The organism is Pseudomonas sp. URIL14HWK12:I6, assembly GCF_000514195.1.
Taxonomy (GTDB): Bacteria; Pseudomonadota; Gammaproteobacteria; order Pseudomonadales; family Pseudomonadaceae; genus Aquipseudomonas; species Aquipseudomonas putida_A.
Window position 1 is genome coordinate 265,740 of the sequence record NZ_AZVL01000001.1, and the last position, 18,851, is coordinate 284,590.

The following is an 18,851-nucleotide window of genomic DNA, read 5'->3' on the forward strand; positions in this document are numbered from 1 at the left end:
TGCGGTCGGGTGCCCATTTTTTGTGGCTGCAAATGGCTTATTGACGCCGGAAGCAGGCCTTGCCGTTGCCGAAATCCACGGCCAGGCAATTCGGTTCGATCGCCAGTTGCAGATCCTGGAACAGGCCGGACAAATCGCTGTTCGACGCCGGTTTGGTTTCGCTCTTCAGCGTTACGGTGTTGTTCTGCACCTGCCAGGTGCCCTTGGCAAAGCCATCTGCGCTGCCATACGCCACGCCCGCGTCAAACGTGCCGTCCTTGCGCAGCAGCAATTCGGCGCCCATTTCCATTGCGCCGGTCAGATAGTAATGACCGTCCAGTGGCGGGGTATCTGCAGAGGCGTGAGTGACGGGAAGCCACATCAGTGCTGCGAACAACAGGGGTTTCAATTCCATGAGGTAAAGCTCCTTGGCGGCTCCGGGTTCAGGAGCCGAATTAGATGCAGGCTTCGGATCGTGGCTCAACAGTCAGCCGGTCTGGTTGACATTGCCGGGCGAAAAGAATTTACCAAGGCAAGCTGGCAGCGTGGGAAATAAAACGATGTAAGAATTATCCCTGACATTTGTCAGAGTATTTTCGGCGTGGAAGTGTTGCGTAAGTGGTGGAAATGTCTGTTGGATCGCACTTCGATAATTATTGAGTTGGCACTGAAGTACAGCATTCACGAGATGAATAAAGTTTCAGAAAAATGAATTGCCATCAAATTGATGGCACTTTTTTTGTTGAGCGTTGTCGCCGCTGAATTGTTTGTAATTCCAGCGGGTTCTCGGAAAAATCCTACTTCTATTTTTTTCGAGAGTTGTCATGCTGGCCCCCGTGTAATAGGACGGATGTTCGACGCGATTCGCGCAGGCGGGATCGGGCCGCTCTGGATCAAGGGTTCTGAGGGCGCAGGGCAAATGTTCACAATATAAATCGCCATCAGGGATTCCCCTGCCACATATAGGGCGATCTCCTACACGGTCCAATGAACACTTCGTCTTGTTGTTTAACCAGATGCTTGCTAGTGGCCATCATAGTGATTACGATGCGCCCACTTGAAAGAGCACATCTCAATTGGATGAGTCGCTTCACTGCTCTTCGATACTGTCCCGCGCCGCAGCAACTCCAATAGGCGCATGACTGTAATCCTAATTAAAGGCCATGGATGTCCTACTCAAGCAAACTTTCCGCCCATTACCTCGAACTCGCAAAAGTCTCTGTTTCCAAAGAGAATTTCGCGGGCGAAGACGTTCGTTTTTCGAGCGAATTCGAGGCGCTGGAAAGCGAGCTGGCCAAAGCCTCTTCGATGCACGAAAGCGGGCAGATCGACTGGCTGAAAATCCGTGAAAACAGCGAAAATCTGCTGCGTACCCAATCCAAGGATTTGCGTGTCGGCGCCTGGCTGACCTGGTCGTTGTACCAGCGTGAATCCTTCCCCGGGCTGCTGGCCGGCCTCGGTCTGCTGCACCATCTGTCGGAAAACCACTGGGCCGACGTTCACCCGCTCAAACCGCGCACCCGTGCGGCCGCCATCGGCTGGCTGGTGCCGCGTCTGGAGCAGGTGCTCACCGAAAACATTGCGATCAAGGAACAGCTGCCAATGTTCCGGCAACTGTCCGAGCATCTGGCCGGCCTCGATGCCGCATGCACCGAGCACCTGGGCGATGATGCACCGCTGTTGCTGCCGCTCTCGCGTCGCCTGAAAACCATGATCCAGCGTGCCGCCGACAATCAGCCGGCCCCCGGTGTGGTGGGCGCAGCGGTGGCGCAGGTCAAGCAGGCCGCGAGCCAGTTGCTGACCCCCGGCGCACCGATCGACAACGAAAAAGACGCCTACAAGGCTTTGCGCGCGCAGCAGGAAAGCGCGCGTCCGTTGTGTGCCTGGTGGCTCAAGCAGAAGGCCACCGACTTGCGCGCCCTGCGCCTGAACCGCACTTTGCTCTGGCTGCCGATCGACGCGGTGCCCGAACGCAACGCCGAGCAGATCACCGTGCTACGCGGCCTGCCGGTGGACAAACTCAAGCAGTATCAGGATCGCTTCGATCAGGGCAAATACGCCGACCTGCTGGTGGAACTGGAGGCGAGCCTGGCGAAGGCGCCGTTCTGGTTCGATGGCCAGAGGATGGTCTGGGAATGTCTCCAGAACCTCAACGCCGAGATGGCAATGCGCGAAGTGGAAATCCACTTCGCGCTTTTGGTTCAACGCCTGCCCGGCATCATCGAATGTCGTTTCCATGACGGCGCGCCGTTTGCCGATCCGTCCACCCGGGCGTGGATCGCCGGCAATGTCATGCCGCACCTGCAGAGCGCCAGTGCGCCGCGCAAGGTCGAAACCGACGACGTCGAAACCCAGCCCGCCTGGGAAAAGGCCCTTCAGGACGTGCTGCCGATGCTGCGCAAGGAAGGCCTGAAGCCTGCCGTGCAGACGCTCAAGCAAGGGCTGCAATCGGCTCACGGTGGACGCGAGCGGTTCTTCTGGCAGTTCGCCCTTGCCCGGCTGTGCTTCATGGCCAAGAAGTACGAACTGGCCAAGAACCAGCTCGAAACCCTCGATCAGACATTACAGGACTCAGGCCTGCACGCCTGGGAGCCCGATCTTGCATTGGAAGTGCTGCACCTGCTGCACAGTTGCTGCGAGTTGTTGCCGCAGAACCATGCAGTGCGTGAACGCAAGGAAGAGATTTATCGCAGGCTGTGCCACCTCGACCTCGAAGTGGTACTCGAATAGGCCCCAGGGCCACAACCGCAAGGAGAAAAGCCATGGCCAAAGAAGGCTCGGTAGCCCCCAAGGAACGCATCAACGTCACCTTCAAACCCGCCACCGGCGGTGCTCAGGAAGAGATTGAACTGCCGCTGAAGCTGCTGGCAATCGGTGACTACACCCACCGCAAGGACGATCGCAAAATCGAAGATCGCAAGCCGATCAGCATCGACAAGATGACCTTCGACGAAGTGTTGGCCAAGCAAGAGCTGGGTCTGACGCTGAGCGTGCCGAACCGTCTGCAGGAAGATGGCGAGGCCGACGAGCTGGCTGTGCAATTGCGCGTCAATTCGATGAAGGACTTCAACCCGGCCAGCCTGGTCGAGCAAGTGCCTGAGCTGAAAAAACTGATGGAACTGCGCGATGCGCTGGTGGCCCTCAAAGGCCCGCTGGGTAACGCACCTGCGTTCCGTAAAGCGATCGAAGGCGTGCTCGCCGACGACGAATCCCGCGGTCGCGTACTCGGTGAGCTGGGCCTGAACGCCGCAGCCCCGGACGCCTGAGACTCCAGCCAAGGAAGCCAACACAATGAGCACTAGCGCAGCACAAGAGAAGAGCGCCGAAAGCGGCGAGTACAGCATTCTCGACAGCATCATCGCCGAAACCCGTCTGACTCCGGACGACGAAGCCTACGACATCGCCAAGCGTGGCGTGTCGGCGTTCATCGAAGAACTGCTCAAGCCGCAGAACAACGGTGAGCCGGTCAAGAAGGCCATGGTTGACCGCATGATCGCCGAGATCGATGCCAAGCTCAGCCGTCAGATGGACGAGATCCTGCACCATCCGGACTTCCAGGCTCTGGAATCGTCGTGGCGTGGCCTGCAGTTGCTGGTCGACCGCACCAACTTCCGCGAAAACATCAAGATCGAAATCCTCAACGTCTCCAAAGAAGACCTGCTGGACGATTTCGAAGACTCGCCGGAAGTCATGCAGTCGGGCCTGTACAAGCACATCTACACCGCTGAATACGGCCAGTTCGGTGGTCAGCCGGTGGGCGCGATCATCGCCAACTACTTCATGTCCCCAAGCTCGCCGGACGTGAAACTGATGCAGTACGTGGCCAGCGTTTCCTGCATGTCCCACGCGCCGTTCATCGCCGCGGCCGGCCCGAAATTCTTCGGTCTGGAAAGCTTCACCGGCCTGCCGGATCTGAAGGATCTGAAAGACCACTTCGAAGGCCCGCAATTCGCCAAATGGCAGAGCTTCCGTACTTCGGAAGACTCCCGCTACGTCGGCCTGACCGTGCCGCGTTTCCTGCTGCGTAACCCGTACGATCCGGAAGAAAACCCGGTGAAATCGTTCGTGTACAAGGAAACCGTTGCCAACAGCCACGAGCACTACCTGTGGGGCAACACCGCGTTCGCGTTCGGCACCAAGCTGACCGACAGCTTCGCCAAATTCCGCTGGTGCCCGAACATCATCGGCCCGCAGAGCGGTGGCGCGGTTGAAGATCTGCCGTTGCACCACTTCGAAAGCATGGGCGAAATCGAAACCAAGATCCCTACCGAGGTTCTGGTCTCCGACCGTCGTGAATACGAACTGGCCGAGGAAGGCTTCATCTCCCTGACCATGCGCAAAGGCTCCGACAACGCGGCGTTCTTCTCCGCCAGCTCGGTGCAGAAGCCGAAGTTCTTCGGCATCAGCGCAGAAGGCAAGGCGGCAGAGCTGAACTACAAGCTCGGCACCCAACTGCCGTACATGATGATCGTCAACCGCCTGGCTCACTACTTGAAAGTGCTGCAGCGCGAGCAACTCGGTTCGTGGAAAGAGCGTACCGACCTCGAGCTGGAACTGAACAAGTGGATCCGCCAGTACGTCGCCGACCAGGAAAACCCGAGCGCCGAAGTGCGTGGCCGTCGTCCTCTGCGCGCTGCGCAAGTGATCGTCAGCGACGTTGAAGGCGAGCCGGGCTGGTACCGCGTCAGCTTGAACGTGCGTCCGCACTTCAAGTACATGGGTGCCGATTTCACCCTGTCGCTGGTTGGCAAGCTGGACAAAGAGTAAGAGCGACTCATGGACGGATACGGCAGCCTGTTCGAGCGCCTCAACGGCGACGCGCAACTACGCAAGGGCAACAGCCTCGAGGCTTGTGCCATGGCGTCAGTGGCTGCCCATCTGGCCAAAATGCTCAGCACCCGGGCCGGCAGCGTGCAAACGCTGGCCGACTACGGGTTGCCCGATCTCAATGACATGCGTCTGAGCCTGCACGACTCCCTGAGTCAGGCCCGTCTGGCCATCGAAAACTTCATCGAAGCCTACGAGCCGCGCCTGAGCAACGTGCGTGTCATTTCCCTGCCGCGTGATCACGACCAGCTACGTCTGGCCTTCAGCATCGAAGGCCTGCTGGAAGTCGAGGGTTTCAAGCGTCAGGTCAGTTTTTCCGCGCGCCTGGATGGCAGCGGCCAAGTGAAGGTCACCTAAGGAGATCCCCGATGTCTGGCAAACCCGCAGCACGCGTATCCGACCCCACCGCTTGCCCACTTCCTGGCCACGGTACCAACCCGATCGCCGCCGGTTCCGGCGACGTGTTCTTCGACGGCCTCGCGGCCGCCCGCCAAGGCGATGCCTCGGCGTGTGGTGGTGCGTTGGTTGGCGATCTGGCGACCACGGTTTTGATCAATGGCAAACCCGCTGCGACCGTAGGTTCGGTTGGTGCTCACGGCAACAAGGTCACGGCAGGTTCCGGGACGGTGATTATCGGTAATTCGCACTCGCCGGCGCCGTTTGTGCCACCAATTCCGTTGAATATATTTGGCTTTGATGTACGTGTTCAGTTAATGGACCCAGTATCGGGAGCCCCACTTAAAAATATTGCATACACCGCTACGCTTGAGGATGGTTCGGAAATTCGAGGCGTAACAGACGAGACCGGACTATCCAAGTCGCTGGGCTCAAAAGCTCAAGTCCAAAATATACAAATTTCGGCTATACCAAATTGGTTGGTTAGGGGAGAGTGAAATGCCTCAAGCCGTAAAACTCGCAACTGTAGCGACCACTCCTGCTAAGGATAAGACCCCAGTACAAATTTACTTGGTAAGTGATCATGATTTTGTGATTCCTGTTGTGTTTCCGGACTACAAAATTCATGTGGAGGCTTTGGGTATTAGTCATAAGTTCTCTGACTTAGGCCACGCAGGTGTACTAATTGTCAACGGTAAAACGGGGCTGACGAAGTACGGAGAGTACGGGCGTTATGAAGGAGCAGGTCCACCGGGAATTGTGAGGTTACGCCCTGTTCCTAATGTGACGATCAAAGGCGGAGCGATTACTGAGTCATCACTCAAAAAAACGTTGAGAAGTATGTCTTCAGCTTATGGTCAGTCGAGCAATGTGTCTGGGGTTGTACTCAGGGGGGCCGCTTTTTCTCAGGCCGAAGCATGGCTTAAAAATAAAGAAAAAGACAATGACAACATGAATAGAGAACCGTACAGCATAAGAAGCCACAACTGTATGACGTTTGTGGCTGATTTAGTTGATAGTCTGGATCTCGGTGCGCCTAAAAGATCCTATTTTGCAGTGATACCAAAAGATTATATGGAGGATTTCCAAGAAACAAAGCCAGATCTGGATTACACATTCAGCAGCGATACGTTGGAGATAAAAGATTGATCTGGTTGAAGCGTTTTCTGATGACCGTTGGTGCACTGTCTCTGTTGATAGCATTCGGGGTAATGTTTTTTATGGATTTTTCAGAAGATAAGCCGCATGTACTCAGCGAATATCCAAATGCTCATTGGAGAGGTGGTGCTGATGGAGGTCAATACATTGAAGTGACTAAGTCAGAACCTCCATATTATTTCGTTCAAGTCAGGCATGAAAGTGGTGAGTTGTGGGATGAAGGATGGCTCAAGTTTGGAGACGAGAATAGCGAGCCACTCACATCTAACAGTGTAATTGCCTTTTCAGGAGAAGGTGTTATTTATCTTCAGCAACGCAAAGTCCTAAGTTCTGAAAAAGCTAAAGCGAAATAGCTATGAGCAAATATTAAAAGGCATTCTTGGGTATACGTTGGAAGCTGATGAAAATATCTGAAGCAGGTGAAATTCAAGGCTACCTCGCCTTTGTTGCCGACAGCGACCTGTTCGGCTGGCTGGCCCTGTTGAGCTTTTTTTTACTCGCGGCAGCAATTTTTCCCGCTGCTCGGAATTCGCGCCTGCACCGTGTGATGACGTTTTCGGTTCTGGTAGCCATTGTTGCTATCCATGGCTTTGGTTCGTGGTATGGGAATTTGAGGCTTACATGAGTAGCTACGTTCGTCTCGCCCTATGCCTATTAATCCACGCCCTCGGATGCGTGGCTTATGCATTTTTGAATGACGCGGTTGTGCATGCTTACAGGCTTTTTAACGGCGGATTTACCTCCCATGGTGTCGCCATCGGCATTGCGAGTTACGCACTGTTTTACATTTTTCTGGGCGTCAACCTGATCGTTGCGCTAATTCCAGGTCTGGTCGCCAAGCTGGCCATCCTTTTTCTGATGGTGGGCTTCATCCTGCTCTGGATGCTACCCGACAACCCGTTAAGAGCCCTGTTTTACGGCGTAGCTCAAGGCTGCGTCACGTTGCTGGCGATCCTCACCACTCAAGTCATCGAGTTGCGTTGGGCTTTGCGAAACATCGCAGGTCGCATTCAGCCAAGTCAGCCTGCAGGTGCAATCCAATGACCAGGTCGGACATCGAGCGTACTCCGCAGGACAGTTATTCCATGAGTTCCACTACCAGGCAGGTAACCCGTGTCCTTTAACCACTACTACCAAAGCGAACTCACCGCACTGCGCCAGCTGGGTCGCCGTTTCGCCGAGCGTAGTCCGGCGTTGGCGCCGTTTCTGGGCCAGGCTGGGCGGGATCCGGATGTGGAGCGGTTGCTGGAAGGTTTTGCGTTCCTCACCGGGCGGCTGCGGCAGAAGCTCGATGACGAGCTGCCCGAGCTCAGCCATTCGCTGATGCAACTGCTGTGGCCGAACTACATGCGTCCGCTGCCGGCGTTCAGCATTCTGCAGTTTGATCCGCTGAAGCGTTCCGGGCCGGCGCTGGTGGTCGAGCGCGATACGCCGATTGAAAGCAAACCGATCGAAGACGTGCGTTGCCGCTTCCGCACCTGCTACCCGACCGAAGTCTTGCCGCTGGATCTGGCCGCGCTGAACTACTCGGTGAAGGGCGACGGTTCGCTGCTCAGTCTGCGTCTGGAAATGAGCGCCGACGGCCACCTCGGTGAGCTGGAACTGAGCAAACTGCGCCTGCATTTTGCCGGCGAGCGCTACATCAGCCAGATGCTCTACCTGAGCCTGCTGCGCAACCTCGAAGGCATCGAGCTGATCCCGCTCGACGGCGCCGGCAAGCCAATCGATGGCGTGGCGGGCAAGCCGATGGCGTTCAAGATTCCCGGTGACCGGGTCAAGCCGGTGGGCTTTGCCGAAGAAGAAGCGTTGATCCCATATCCGCTGAACACCTTCCGTGGCTATCGCTACCTGCAGGAATACTTCGCCTTCCAGGACAAGTTCCTGTTCGTCGACGTCAACGGTCTGGACATCCTCAAGGCGCTGCCGGAAGACACCCTCAAGCAGATGCGCGGCCTGGAGTTGCGTTTCGATATCCGCAAGAGCGGGATCATGCGCATGCGTCCGACCCTGGATAACGTGAAGCTGTTCTGCACGCCGATTGCCAACCTGTTCGCGCATGACGCGCTGCCGATCCGCCTCGATGGCAAACAGGATGAATACCTGCTGCTGCCGGCGGAATACGATCTGGAAAACTGCGGCGTGTTCTCGGTGGAAACCGTCACCGGCTGGAAGCCCGGCGGCCTCGGTTATCAGGAGTACGTGCCGTTCGAATCCTTCGAGCATGACCCGAGTTTCGACGTGCCCAACAGCCGTCCGCATTACAGCATCCGCCAGCGTTCGTCGTTGCTGCATGACGGCCTCGACACCTACCTGAGCTTCGGCATCCGTCACACCGAAGCCCACGAAACCCTGTCGATCGAGCTGATCTGCACCAACCAGAACCTGCCGCGCAAGCTCAAGCTCGGCGACATCTGCATGGCCTGTGAAGAGACCCCGGAGTTCCTCAGTTTCCGCAACATCACCCCGGCCACGTCGAGCTTTGCGCCGCCGCTGAACCGTGACTTCCTGTGGAAGCTGATCAGCAACATGTCGCTCAACTATCTGTCGCTGGCCGACGTCAACGCGTTGAAGGTGATTCTCGAAACCTACGACCTGCCGCGCTACTACGACCAGCACGCGGAGAAGGTCAGCAAACGCCTGCTCGGCGGCCTCAAGCACATCAAGCACCACCACGTCGACCGGCTGCACCGTGGCTTGCCGGTACGTGGTCTGCGCACCGAACTGACCATCGACCCGGAAGGGTATATCGGCGAAGGCGACCTGTTCGTTTTCGCCTCGGTTCTTAACGAGTTTTTCGCGCTTTACGCCAGTCTCAATTCGTACCACGAGCTGCGGGTAAAAAGCACACAGGGAGAGGTGTACCAATGGACACCACGTATGGGCCTGCAGCCCCTGCTTTAAGCGGGCTGACCAAGGTAATACGCGAGTACTCGCTGTTTCAGGCCGTGCTGCTGGTGATCGACCGGCTGCGCGAGGCGCACCCGTACCTGAGCGAAGACGATCTGTACGATCAGGTGGAGTTCCAGGCGAACCCGAGCCTGGGCTTTCCGCGCAGCGACGTCGATCGCGTGGAGTTTTTCGAAGAGCACGGGCAGATGCGCGCGCGCATGCGTTTCAACCTGATCGGGCTGGTCGGCTCGGGTTCGCCGCTGCCGGCGTTCTATGGCGAACAAGCGCTGGGCGACAGCGAGGACGGCAACCCGACGCGCAATTTCCTCGACCTGTTCCACCATCGCCTGCAACGGCTGATGCTGCCGATCTGGCGCAAGTACCGCTATCGCGCCAGCTTCCAGAGCGGCGCGATCGACCCGTTTTCGTCGCAGCTGTTCGCGCTGATCGGTCTGGGTGGCGACGAGATCCGCAAGGCCAAGGAACTGAACTGGAAGCGCCTGCTGCCGTATCTCGGTTTGCTCAGCTTGCGCGCGCACTCGGCGGCGCTGATCGAAGCCGTGCTGCGTTATTACTTCAAGCACGAAGACCTGGTCATCGAGCAGTGCATCGAGCGCCGCGTGGAGATCCTCGAGGAGCAGCGCAACCGCCTCGGTCGCGCCAACAGCCTGCTTGGTGAAGACCTGGTGCTGGGCGAGCAGGTGCGCGACCGCAGCGGCAAATTCCGCATTCACATCACCGAACTCGACTGGGAGCGATTCCACGAATTCCTGCCGATCGGTTTCGGTTACCAGCCGCTGTGCGCGCTGGTGCGGTTCACCCTGCGTGACCCGCTCGATTACGACATTCGCCTGGTGCTGCGCCCGGAAGAAATCCGCGAACTGCGCATTGGTGAGAAGAACGACTGTCGCCTGGGGTGGACCAGTTGGCTGGGCTGCGAAAAAGCAGACGGCGTGGTCACCCTCGGCAGCAAAATTCATTAAGGACGTGAGCCATGATCAACGTAGACCTGCAACAACTCATCCAGGCGCTGGACGCCGAAACCCGTCGCGATCTGGAGCGTTCGGCCGAACGTTGTGTGGCCCGTGGTGGCAGCAAGATCCTCGTCGAAGACTTGCTGCTGGGCCTGCTGGAGCGCCCGAACGGCTTGCTCTCGCGTGCGTTGCAGGATGCCGACGTCGATGCCGGTGAACTGAGCGCCGCACTGCAATCTCGCGTTGAACACAGCGCCTCGCGCAACCCGGTGTTCGCCCCGGAACTGGTGCAATGGCTGCAAGACGCACTGCTGGTGGCCAACCTCGAACTGGGCCAGACCCAGGTCGAAGATGCCGCGCTGATCCTTGCGCTGCTGCGCAACCCGATGCGCTATGCCGGCAGCCGTTACCAGCCGCTGCTCGCCAAATTGAACATCGATCGCCTGAAAGAATTTGCCCTGTCGCAACAGGAGCAACCGGCCGCTAACGGCAAGCCGGCCGCTCAAGGCGAATCGCTGCTGCAGCGCTTCACTCACAACCTGACCCAGCAGGCGCGTGACGGCAAACTCGACCCGGTGCTGTGCCGCGATGGCGCGATCCGCCAGATGGTCGACATCCTCGCCCGTCGCCGCAAGAACAACCCGATCGTGGTCGGTGAGGCCGGTGTCGGTAAAACCGCCATCGTCGAAGGCCTGGCCTCGCGCATCGCTGCCGGTGAAGTGCCGCAGGTGCTCAAGGGCGTCGAGCTGCTGTCGCTGGACATGGGCCTGCTGCAGGCTGGCGCCAGCGTCAAAGGTGAGTTCGAGCGTCGCCTCAAAGGCGTGATCGACGAAGTCAAAGCCTCGCCGAAACCGATCATCCTGTTCATCGACGAAGCCCACACCCTGATCGGCGCTGGTGGCAATGCCGGTGGTTCCGACGCGGCCAACCTGCTGAAGCCGGCACTGGCCCGTGGCGAACTGCGCACCATCGCCGCCACCACCTGGGCCGAGTACAAGAAATACTTCGAGAAGGACCCGGCGCTGGCCCGGCGTTTCCAACCGGTGCAGTTGCATGAGCCGACTGTCAGCGAAGCGGTGACCATCCTCCGTGGGCTGGCGCAGGTCTACGAGAAGAGCCACGGCATCTACCTGCGGGATGACGCGGTGGTCTCGGCGGCGGAATTGTCGGCGCGCTATCTGGCCGGTCGCCAACTGCCGGACAAAGCCGTCGACGTCCTCGACACTGCGTGCGCCCGGGTGCGCATCAGCCTCGCCGCCGCCCCGGAAAGCCTCGAACGCCTGCGTGGCGAACTGGCCGAAGGTGGCCGTCAGCGTCAGGCCCTGCGTCGCGATGCCGAGGCCGGTCTGCTGATCGACCACGAAGCATTGGATGCGCTTGAAGCGCGGCTCGACGAAGCCGAAAGCGAAATGGTCGCGCTGGAAACCCTGTGGACCGAGCAGAAACAACTGGCCGAGCGCCTGCTGGAACTGCGTCAGCAACTGGCCAAGGCCCGCGAAGCTGCCGCTGTCGAGCCGACCGTCAGCGTTGAAGAAGACGCCGAAGGCACGGTGATCGAAACCATCGCCGCCGAGGTCGAGGAAGGCCAGAGCGTCGAAGCGCTGGAAGCCGAACTGCACCAGACCCACAGCGCGCTGACCGCTGCGCAGGTCAAAGAGCGTCTGGTCAGCTTCGAAGTCTGCCCGCGTCTGGTGGCCGAAGTGATCAGCGCCTGGACCGGAGTGCCGCTGGCGCAACTGGCCCGCGAACACAACGCCAAAGTCGCGAGTTTCGCCACCGACCTGCGCACGCGCATCCGCGGTCAGGAGCAAGCCGTGCACGCGCTGGATCGCTCGATGCGCGCCACTGCCGCCGGCCTGAACAAACCGGATGCGCCGGTCGGCGTGTTCCTGCTGGTCGGCCCGAGCGGCGTCGGCAAGACCGAAACCGCGCTGGCCCTGGCTGACCTGCTGTACGGCGGTGACCGCTTCATCACCACCATCAACATGTCCGAATTCCAGGAGAAGCACACCGTATCGCGTCTGATCGGTGCGCCACCGGGCTACGTCGGTTACGGCGAGGGCGGCATGCTCACCGAAGCGGTGCGCCAGAAGCCGTACTCGGTGGTGCTGCTCGATGAAGTCGAGAAGGCCGATCCGGACGTACTCAACCTGTTCTATCAAATCTTCGACAAGGGCGTGGCCAACGACGGCGAAGGTCGCGAAATCGATTTCCGCAACACCTTGATCCTGATGACCTCGAACCTCGGTAGCGACAAGATCAGCGACCTCTGCGAAAACGGCGCCCGCCCGACCGCCGAGTTGCTCGAAGAGACCATTCGCCCGGTGCTGAGCAAACACTTCAAACCGGCGCTGCTGGCGCGGATGAAAGTGGTGCCGTACTACCCGGTGGGCGGCCCGGTGCTGCGCGAGTTGATCGAGATCAAACTCGGTCGTCTCGGCGAGCGCCTCAACCGCCGTCAGCTGGATTTCAGCTGGTGCCAGAACCTCGTCGATCACCTGTCCGAGCGCTGCACGCAAAGCGAGAGCGGTGCGCGTCTGATCGACCATCTGCTCGATCAGCACGTGCTGCCGCTGGTGGCCGACCGCTTGCTCGATGCAATGGCCACCGGTGAAAGCCTCAAGCGTGTGCATGCCACGCTCGACGGCAACGCCAGCGTGACGTGCGAGTTCGCCTGAGGTGGGTGTGATGTTCACTCAAGTGCCGCAGCCACTGGTCTATGCCGAAGCCTTGCTGGCGCAGTTCGCCAGCCTGTCGCGCGCGGCGGACGGTGCTGCGCTGCTGGGTGACTTCGTGCGCGGGTTGGCCGAGCTGAGCGGTTGCGAACTGACGCAGCTGTACCTGCTCGACGCCACCCACACCTGCCTGGGGATGAACGCCGAATGCCTCGACGGCGCGCTGCAACCGCGCGCCGCCACCAGCCTGCCGGCGGACTACAACGGTGAGCAGCTGCTGCAGTTTGCCCTGTGCCAGAACCGCGTGGTCTGCCTCGACGATCTGGGTGCCAGCCTGCACGAAACCAGTTTCCTGCCGGCCACCACCGGCCGCTGGCAATCGCTGCTGTGCGTGCCGCTGGTCAATCAGCAGAAGGCGGTTGAAGGCCTGCTGCTGTGCGCCAGTCGTCGTCACGTCGATCTGCAGGGTTTTGCCGATTCCCTTGGCCAGCTCGGCTCGTTCGTGCTCGGTCAGTTGCACTTGCTGCAGCGTCTGCGCCAGCCGCCGGCCGAATCGGCTACGGTGGCGCGCAGTGTGCCGAGCATCAACGGCTATGGCCTGATCGGCAAAAGCGCCGCCATGCGCCAGACCCACTCGTTGATCAGCAAAGTCCTGCACAGCCCGTACACCGTGCTGCTGCGCGGCGAGACCGGCACCGGCAAGGAAGTTGTGGCCCGGGCGATTCACGATTGCGGCCCGCGCCGCTCTCAGGCGTTCATCGTGCAGAACTGCGCGGCAGTCCCGGAAAACCTGCTGGAAAGCGAGCTGTTCGGCTATCGCAAAGGCGCTTTCACCGGCGCCGACCGCGACCGTGCGGGGCTGTTCGATGCGGCCAACGGTGGCACGCTGTTGCTCGACGAGATCGGCGACATGCCGCTGTCGCTGCAAGCGAAGATTCTGCGGGTGTTGCAGGAGGGCGAGATTCGTCCGCTGGGTTCCAACGACACGCACAAGATCGACGTGCGCATCATCGCCGCGACGCACCGCGATCTGTCGACGCTGGTCAGCGAAGGCAAATTCCGCGAGGACCTGTATTACCGACTGGCGCAGTTTCCGATCGAGCTGCCGGCCCTGCGTCAGCGCGAAGGCGACATCCTCGAACTGGCTCAGCACTTTGCCGAGAAGACCTGCGCATATTTGCAGCGTGATCCGGTGCGCTGGTCGAGCGCGGCGCTGGAACACCTGTCCGGTTACACCTTCCCCGGCAACGTGCGCGAACTCAAGGCACTGGTCGAACGCGCGGTGCTGTTGTGCGAGGGCGGCGAATTGCTGGCCGAGCATTTCTCCCTGCGCATGGAGCCGATGCCCGAAGACCACAGCGGCCTGAATCTGCGCGAACGCCTGGAAAAAGTCGAACGCACGTTGTTGCTCGACTGCCTGCGCAAGAACGACGGCAACCAGACCCTCGCCGCCCGCGAACTGGGCCTGCCGCGCCGCACCCTGCTGTACCGCCTCGGGCGGTTGAATATCAACCTGGGTGACTTCGATGGTTGATCTGAACCTGGCTCTTGCCGTTTGCACAACTCCTGTCTTGAAGGACTTCTCTGTGGCGAGGGGATTTATCCCCGATCGGCTGCGCAGCAGCCGTAATCCAGCAAACGCGGTTCTCCTGAAAGAACCGGTAATCAGGTTTTGGGGCTGCTTCGCAGCCCATCGGGGACAAGTCCCCTCACCACAAGTTGCTCACTTGCCACAGGAGGTGCGTGCGCCTCGCTGGTCTGGCTCAAGGCCCCGATGTAGAGCCTTCGAGACCATTCAAAGAATTAATTTCAGCGCCGCCCGCAAGGGTCGGCGCTTTGTGCTTTGTCTACCCCTGGAGACCCTCTGATGTCTGTTCGTCACTGGCACGCTGTCCTGCTGACCCTCGTCGTTCTATGCGGCCTTGGCGGCTGTAGCGGCAATTACAAATTCAACGACAACGACTATCGCCCGTTGGGTGATCCGCAAGCGGTCAATCGCGGCAAGTGACCGCAAGGAGCATCAAACATGGAACTGGTTTTCGAAATGCTGAACACCAAGCAGTTCGTGCCCACCGAGTTGTGCCAGAAGACCTTCAAACAGGCCGGCGGCGTGATCGGGCGGGGCGAGGACTGCGACTGGATCATTCCTGACCGCAAGCGGCATCTGTCCAATCACCACGCGATTGTCAGCTACCGCGAAGGCATGTTTTTCCTCACCGACACCAGCAGCAACGGCGTCCAGGACGGCGGCAGCGGCGCACGCCTGCACAAGGGCGAACCGGTGCGCATCGAGCACGGCAGCACCTACGTGCTCGGTGACTTCGAGATTCGTGCACGGCTGGTGCGCGATCCGGCGACCTTCGACGGCGAAGTTGGCCGTCCGCGTGCCGCCGGCAGCATCATTCCGGACGACGCCTTCCTCGACCTCGATCCGTTGAACGCGATCGAACAGCAAGAGCGCGTCTATTCGGAAATCGACGAACTGTTGGCGCCGACGGCCAAGCCCGAGGACTCCCGTCAGCGTGCCGACTACGCGCGCATCGACATGGAAAGCCTGATGGTGCCGGAGCTGATCGCCCCGGTTGAGCCCGAGCCAGCTCCGGCCCCGAAAGCCGTCGAGCGTCAGAGCGAAGGTTTCTGGGAGCATTTCGGCGCGGCGCTGGGCGTGGATGTCAAAGGTCTGGATCACGACGCCCGCGAAGCCTTGGCGCTGAATGCCGCGCGTCTGCTGCGCCAGAGCATCGGCGGTTTGCAGCAGAGCCTGCGCACTCGTTCGGAGCTGAAGAACGAACTGCGTCTGGCCCAGACCACCGTGCAAGGCACCAACAAGAACCCGCTGAAATTCGCCGTCGATCCGAGCGAAGCGCTAGAGATTCTGTTGCAGCCGCACAAGCCAGGGCACTTGCCGGCCGAGCAGGCGATTTCCCGAGCGTTCCGCGATCTGCAGGCGCATCAGGTGGCTTTGCTCACGGCTAGCCGCGCCGCCGTACGCGGCACGCTGGAGCACTTCTCGCCGGAACAACTGACCCTGCGTTTCGAGCGCGACAACAAGCCGTTGATCGCCACGTCGGGCGGACGCTGGAGAGCGTTCGGCCGCTACCACCAGGCCCTGCGTCAGGACGATGACTGGAGCGAGCGTCTGCTGGCCCGCGACTTCGCCCAGGCCTACGAAGAACAGATCCGCCTGATCTCCACCCTCCACACCGACCACCAAGGATGATGCGCATGTCTCGCCGCTCGACCGCTTTTTTCAAGACGCTGACTGCGCTCACCGTGCTGGTGCTGCTCGCCGGTTGCTCGTCGCTGTCGCCGTACTCGAAAGTGACCAAGATCAATCTGAAGCTGACCGGCAGCGATCAGCTTAACCCGGACCTCAACGGCCGTCCTTCGCCGATCGTCGTGCGCCTGTTCGAACTCAAGCACCCGGTGACTTTCGAGAACGCTGATTTCTTCAGCCTCTACGAGCGCGCCAAGGAATCGCTCAACCCGGATCTGGTGGCCAGCGAAGAACTCGAACTGCGCCCGGGTGAAACCGTGGAAATGAAACTCAGCGTGGAGGAGGGCAGCCGCTACGTCGGCGTTCTCGCCGCCTACCGCGATCTGCCGGAAACCAAGTGGCGCTACACCGTTCAGGTCACCCCGCTGGAGCTGACCGAGGCCGATCTGACCCTCGATCAGGCCGGTATCCGCAACACCCATGAAGCGCTCGCCAAGGCGGATGACTGAACATGAATACCCATAAAGTCATTTGGCAGGAAGGCATGTTGCTGCGGCCGCAGCACTTCCAGCACAACGATCGCTATTACGATCACCAGATGAAAACCCGCACCCAGTTGCTGGGTGGCTACACCTGGGGTTTCCTCAATCTGGAGATCGACCTGCAGTTCCTCAACATGGGCAAACTGGTGATCAGTGCCGCCTCGGGGATCCTGCCGGATGGCAGCCTGTTCGAACTCGGCGGCAACACCGAGCCGCTGGCGCTGGACGTGCCGCCGAACACCGGTAACACGCCGATTTACCTGGCGCTGCCGCTGGTCACCGGGAACCACATCGAAGCGCGCCGTCCGGAGCAGTCCGACGTGCTCGCGCGTTACACCGCGTACGACGCCGAAGTGGCCGACTCCAACGCCGGCGACGATTCCGCCAGTCAGGTCAGCTGTGGTCGCCCGGATTTCAAACTGTTGCTCGGCGAGCAGCAGAGCGATCAGGCCTACGTGAAGTTGAAGATCTGCGATGTGCTCGACACCACGCCGGACGGCGTGATCAGCCTCGACCCGGATTTCGTGCCGACCTACATCCAGGCCCACGCGTCCAGCTATCTGCTGTCGTGCCTGAAAGAAGTCATCAGCATGCTCAACCACCGGGGCGACACGATTGCCGAGCGGATTCGCTCCAACGGCAAGGTCGGCGGTGCGGAAGTCGGCGACTTCATGATGCTGCAACTGATCAACCGCACTGAACTGCTGCTGCGCCACTACCTCGGTCTGGAGCAGGTGCACCCGGAAGAGTTGTACCGCACGCTGCTGACCATGCTTGGCGATCTGGCGACCTTCTCCAGCGACAGCAAGCGCCCGCGTCTGGACAGCCGCTATTCCCACGCCGATCAGGGCGCGAGCTTCCGCAAACTGATGGAAGCGATTCGTCAGGTGCTGTCGATGGTGCTCGAACAGCACGCTATCGAATTGATTCTGCAGGCGCGTCAGTACGGGATCATCGTGTCGCCGTTGCACGACCACAAACTGCTCGGCTCGGCATCGTTCGTGCTGGCGGCAAGTGCCAACTGCGACTCCGAAGAACTGCGCCACCGCTTGCCGGCGCACCTCAAGGTCGGCCCGGTGGAGCGTATCCGCCAACTGGTCAACCTGCACCTGCCGGGGATCAAGGTCAAACCGTTGCCGGTGGCCCCGCGGCAGATCGCGTTCCACTCGAACAAAACCTACTTCATCCTCGAACTCAGTTCCGAAGACCTGGCGCAACTCGAGCGCTCCGGCGGCTTCGCGTTCCACGTGTCCGGCGAATTCGCCGAGCTTGAACTGAAATTCTGGGCCATCAGGAACTGACCGCCATGATCAAGGAAACGGATTACAACCAGGACGACAAAACCGTCCTGCTCGATCGTCAGGGCCACGGACCGGCAGCCAGTCCGCTGACCGACTTCGCCGCACCGCCGCGTTTCGAGCAACTGGAAGAACGGATGATCTACGCCGCGCGCCTGCGCCCGGCGGAAGCGTTCAACATCAGCCTGAATTCGCTGGTGGCGGCGTCGTCCGAACTGCTTTCGGAAGTGGTGCGTCTCAAGCACAGCGAAACCCGCGAAGACCTCTACGCGCTCAACGAGCGCCTGACCGCCGGGCTCAAGCTGTTTGAAGTGCGCGCCCTGCACAACGGCGCCGAAAGCAGCCAGGTGATGGCCGCGCGTTACGTGCTCTGCACCGTGGTCGACGAAGCTGTGGTGACCACGCCGTGGGGCAACGAAAGCGAGTGGTCGCAGATGAGCCTGCTCAGCAGCTTCCACAACGAGACGTTCGGTGGCGAGAAGTTCTTTCAGCTGCTTGATCGGCTGTCGAAGAACCCGGTCAAGCACCTGCCGATGCTTGAGCTGATGTACCTGTGCCTGTCCCTCGGTTTCGAGGGCAAGTACCGCGTGCAGGCCCGTGGCATGCTTGAGCTTGAAGGCATCCGCGACGCCCTGTACCGGCAGATCCGTCAGTTGCGTGGCGACGTGCCGCGCGAGTTGTCGCCGCACTGGGAAGGCCTCAACGATCAGCGCCGCAACCTGGTGCGCATCGTGCCGGCGTGGATGGTGGTGCTGTTCACGTTGGTCTGCCTGGTGGTGATGTATTCGGGCTTCGCCTGGGTCCTGGGCGAGCAGCGCGACACCGTTCTGCAACCTTATCAGCCGCTTGATCCGGCCGCGGTGCAACCGCAGTCGCAGCCGTAAACAGGGACGTGT

19 protein-coding genes are annotated in these 18,851 nt (G+C 60.0%); 18 read left to right on the top strand and 1 reads right to left on the bottom strand.

Annotation, left to right across the window (positions count from 1 at the left end):
* Nucleotides 1–37: 37 nt before the first annotated feature.
* The gene (locus H043_RS0101200; RefSeq protein ID WP_027610378.1) at nt 38–394 is read right to left on the bottom strand and encodes a hypothetical protein; all 357 of its coding nucleotides are present in this window, start codon (nt 392–394) and stop codon (nt 38–40) included.
* 752 nt (nt 395–1,146) lie between these two features.
* Here H043_RS0101200 and tssA point away from each other — a divergent pair.
* The 18 genes from tssA (at nt 1,147) to icmH (ending at nt 18,839) form a co-directional block, all read left to right on the top strand.
* On the top strand, nt 1,147–2,709 hold the full coding sequence (gene tssA, locus H043_RS0101205; RefSeq protein ID WP_027610379.1) for a type VI secretion system protein TssA: 1,563 nt from the start codon (nt 1,147–1,149) through the stop codon (nt 2,707–2,709).
* A 32-nt stretch (nt 2,710–2,741) separates the two neighbouring features.
* Entirely contained in the window at nt 2,742–3,245 is a 504-nt protein-coding gene (gene tssB / locus H043_RS0101210) for a type VI secretion system contractile sheath small subunit (protein WP_003229587.1), read from the top strand.
* Nucleotides 3,246–3,270: 25 nt separating this feature from the next.
* Complete coding sequence (tssC, locus tag H043_RS0101215; RefSeq protein ID WP_003229584.1) at nt 3,271–4,746, top strand: type VI secretion system contractile sheath large subunit; 1,476 nt, start codon at nt 3,271–3,273, stop codon at nt 4,744–4,746.
* A 9-nt stretch (nt 4,747–4,755) separates the two neighbouring features.
* Nucleotides 4,756–5,163: a type VI secretion system baseplate subunit TssE gene (tssE, locus tag H043_RS0101220; protein WP_007920274.1), complete on the top strand. Its 408-nt coding sequence runs from the start codon at nt 4,756–4,758 to the stop codon at nt 5,161–5,163.
* Between the two features lie 11 nt (nt 5,164–5,174).
* Nucleotides 5,175–5,699, top strand: a complete 525-nt coding sequence (locus H043_RS0101225; RefSeq protein WP_027610380.1) for a PAAR domain-containing protein — start codon at nt 5,175–5,177, stop codon at nt 5,697–5,699.
* A gap of 1 nt (nt 5,700) precedes the next feature.
* The gene (locus H043_RS0101230; protein WP_027610381.1) at nt 5,701–6,351 is read left to right on the top strand and encodes a hypothetical protein; all 651 of its coding nucleotides are present in this window, start codon (nt 5,701–5,703) and stop codon (nt 6,349–6,351) included.
* Nucleotides 6,352–6,356: 5 nt separating this feature from the next.
* A complete protein-coding gene (locus H043_RS29505) occupies nt 6,357–6,713 on the top strand; it encodes a hypothetical protein (protein ID WP_256214096.1) in 357 nt (118 codons plus the stop codon).
* 47 nt (nt 6,714–6,760) lie between these two features.
* Nucleotides 6,761–6,985 (top strand): hypothetical protein, encoded by a 225-nt coding sequence (locus H043_RS0101235; RefSeq protein WP_047597110.1) that lies wholly within the window; start codon nt 6,761–6,763, stop codon nt 6,983–6,985.
* A complete protein-coding gene (locus H043_RS0101240; RefSeq protein ID WP_027610383.1) occupies nt 6,982–7,404 on the top strand; it encodes a hypothetical protein in 423 nt (140 codons plus the stop codon). The genes H043_RS0101235 and H043_RS0101240 overlap by 4 nt, the downstream gene beginning before the upstream one ends.
* A 69-nt stretch (nt 7,405–7,473) precedes the next feature.
* Nucleotides 7,474–9,261: a type VI secretion system baseplate subunit TssF gene (tssF, locus tag H043_RS0101245; RefSeq protein ID WP_007962320.1), complete on the top strand. Its 1,788-nt coding sequence runs from the start codon at nt 7,474–7,476 to the stop codon at nt 9,259–9,261.
* Entirely contained in the window at nt 9,225–10,232 is a 1,008-nt protein-coding gene (gene tssG, locus H043_RS0101250; RefSeq protein WP_027610384.1) for a type VI secretion system baseplate subunit TssG, read from the top strand. The genes tssF and tssG overlap by 37 nt, the downstream gene beginning before the upstream one ends.
* 11 nt (nt 10,233–10,243) lie before the next feature.
* A complete protein-coding gene (gene tssH / locus H043_RS0101255; RefSeq protein WP_027610385.1) occupies nt 10,244–12,901 on the top strand; it encodes a type VI secretion system ATPase TssH in 2,658 nt (885 codons plus the stop codon).
* A 10-nt stretch (nt 12,902–12,911) separates the two neighbouring features.
* Nucleotides 12,912–14,432: a sigma-54-dependent Fis family transcriptional regulator gene (locus H043_RS0101260; protein ID WP_027610386.1), complete on the top strand. Its 1,521-nt coding sequence runs from the start codon at nt 12,912–12,914 to the stop codon at nt 14,430–14,432.
* A gap of 333 nt (nt 14,433–14,765) precedes the next feature.
* Nucleotides 14,766–14,906, top strand: coding sequence for a hypothetical protein (locus H043_RS0101265; protein WP_003229566.1), 141 nt, complete (start codon nt 14,766–14,768; stop codon nt 14,904–14,906).
* 18 nt (nt 14,907–14,924) lie between these two features.
* Nucleotides 14,925–16,118 (top strand): type VI secretion system-associated FHA domain protein TagH, encoded by a 1,194-nt coding sequence (tagH, locus tag H043_RS0101270; RefSeq protein ID WP_027610387.1) that lies wholly within the window; start codon nt 14,925–14,927, stop codon nt 16,116–16,118.
* 5 nt (nt 16,119–16,123) lie between these two features.
* Nucleotides 16,124–16,624 (top strand): type VI secretion system lipoprotein TssJ, encoded by a 501-nt coding sequence (tssJ, locus tag H043_RS0101275; protein WP_007962325.1) that lies wholly within the window; start codon nt 16,124–16,126, stop codon nt 16,622–16,624.
* 2 nt (nt 16,625–16,626) lie between these two features.
* On the top strand, nt 16,627–17,958 hold the full coding sequence (gene tssK / locus H043_RS0101280; protein ID WP_007962327.1) for a type VI secretion system baseplate subunit TssK: 1,332 nt from the start codon (nt 16,627–16,629) through the stop codon (nt 17,956–17,958).
* A 5-nt stretch (nt 17,959–17,963) separates the two neighbouring features.
* Entirely contained in the window at nt 17,964–18,839 is an 876-nt protein-coding gene (gene icmH, locus H043_RS0101285) for a type IVB secretion system protein IcmH/DotU (protein WP_003229559.1), read from the top strand.
* Nucleotides 18,840–18,851: the final 12 nt, after the last annotated feature.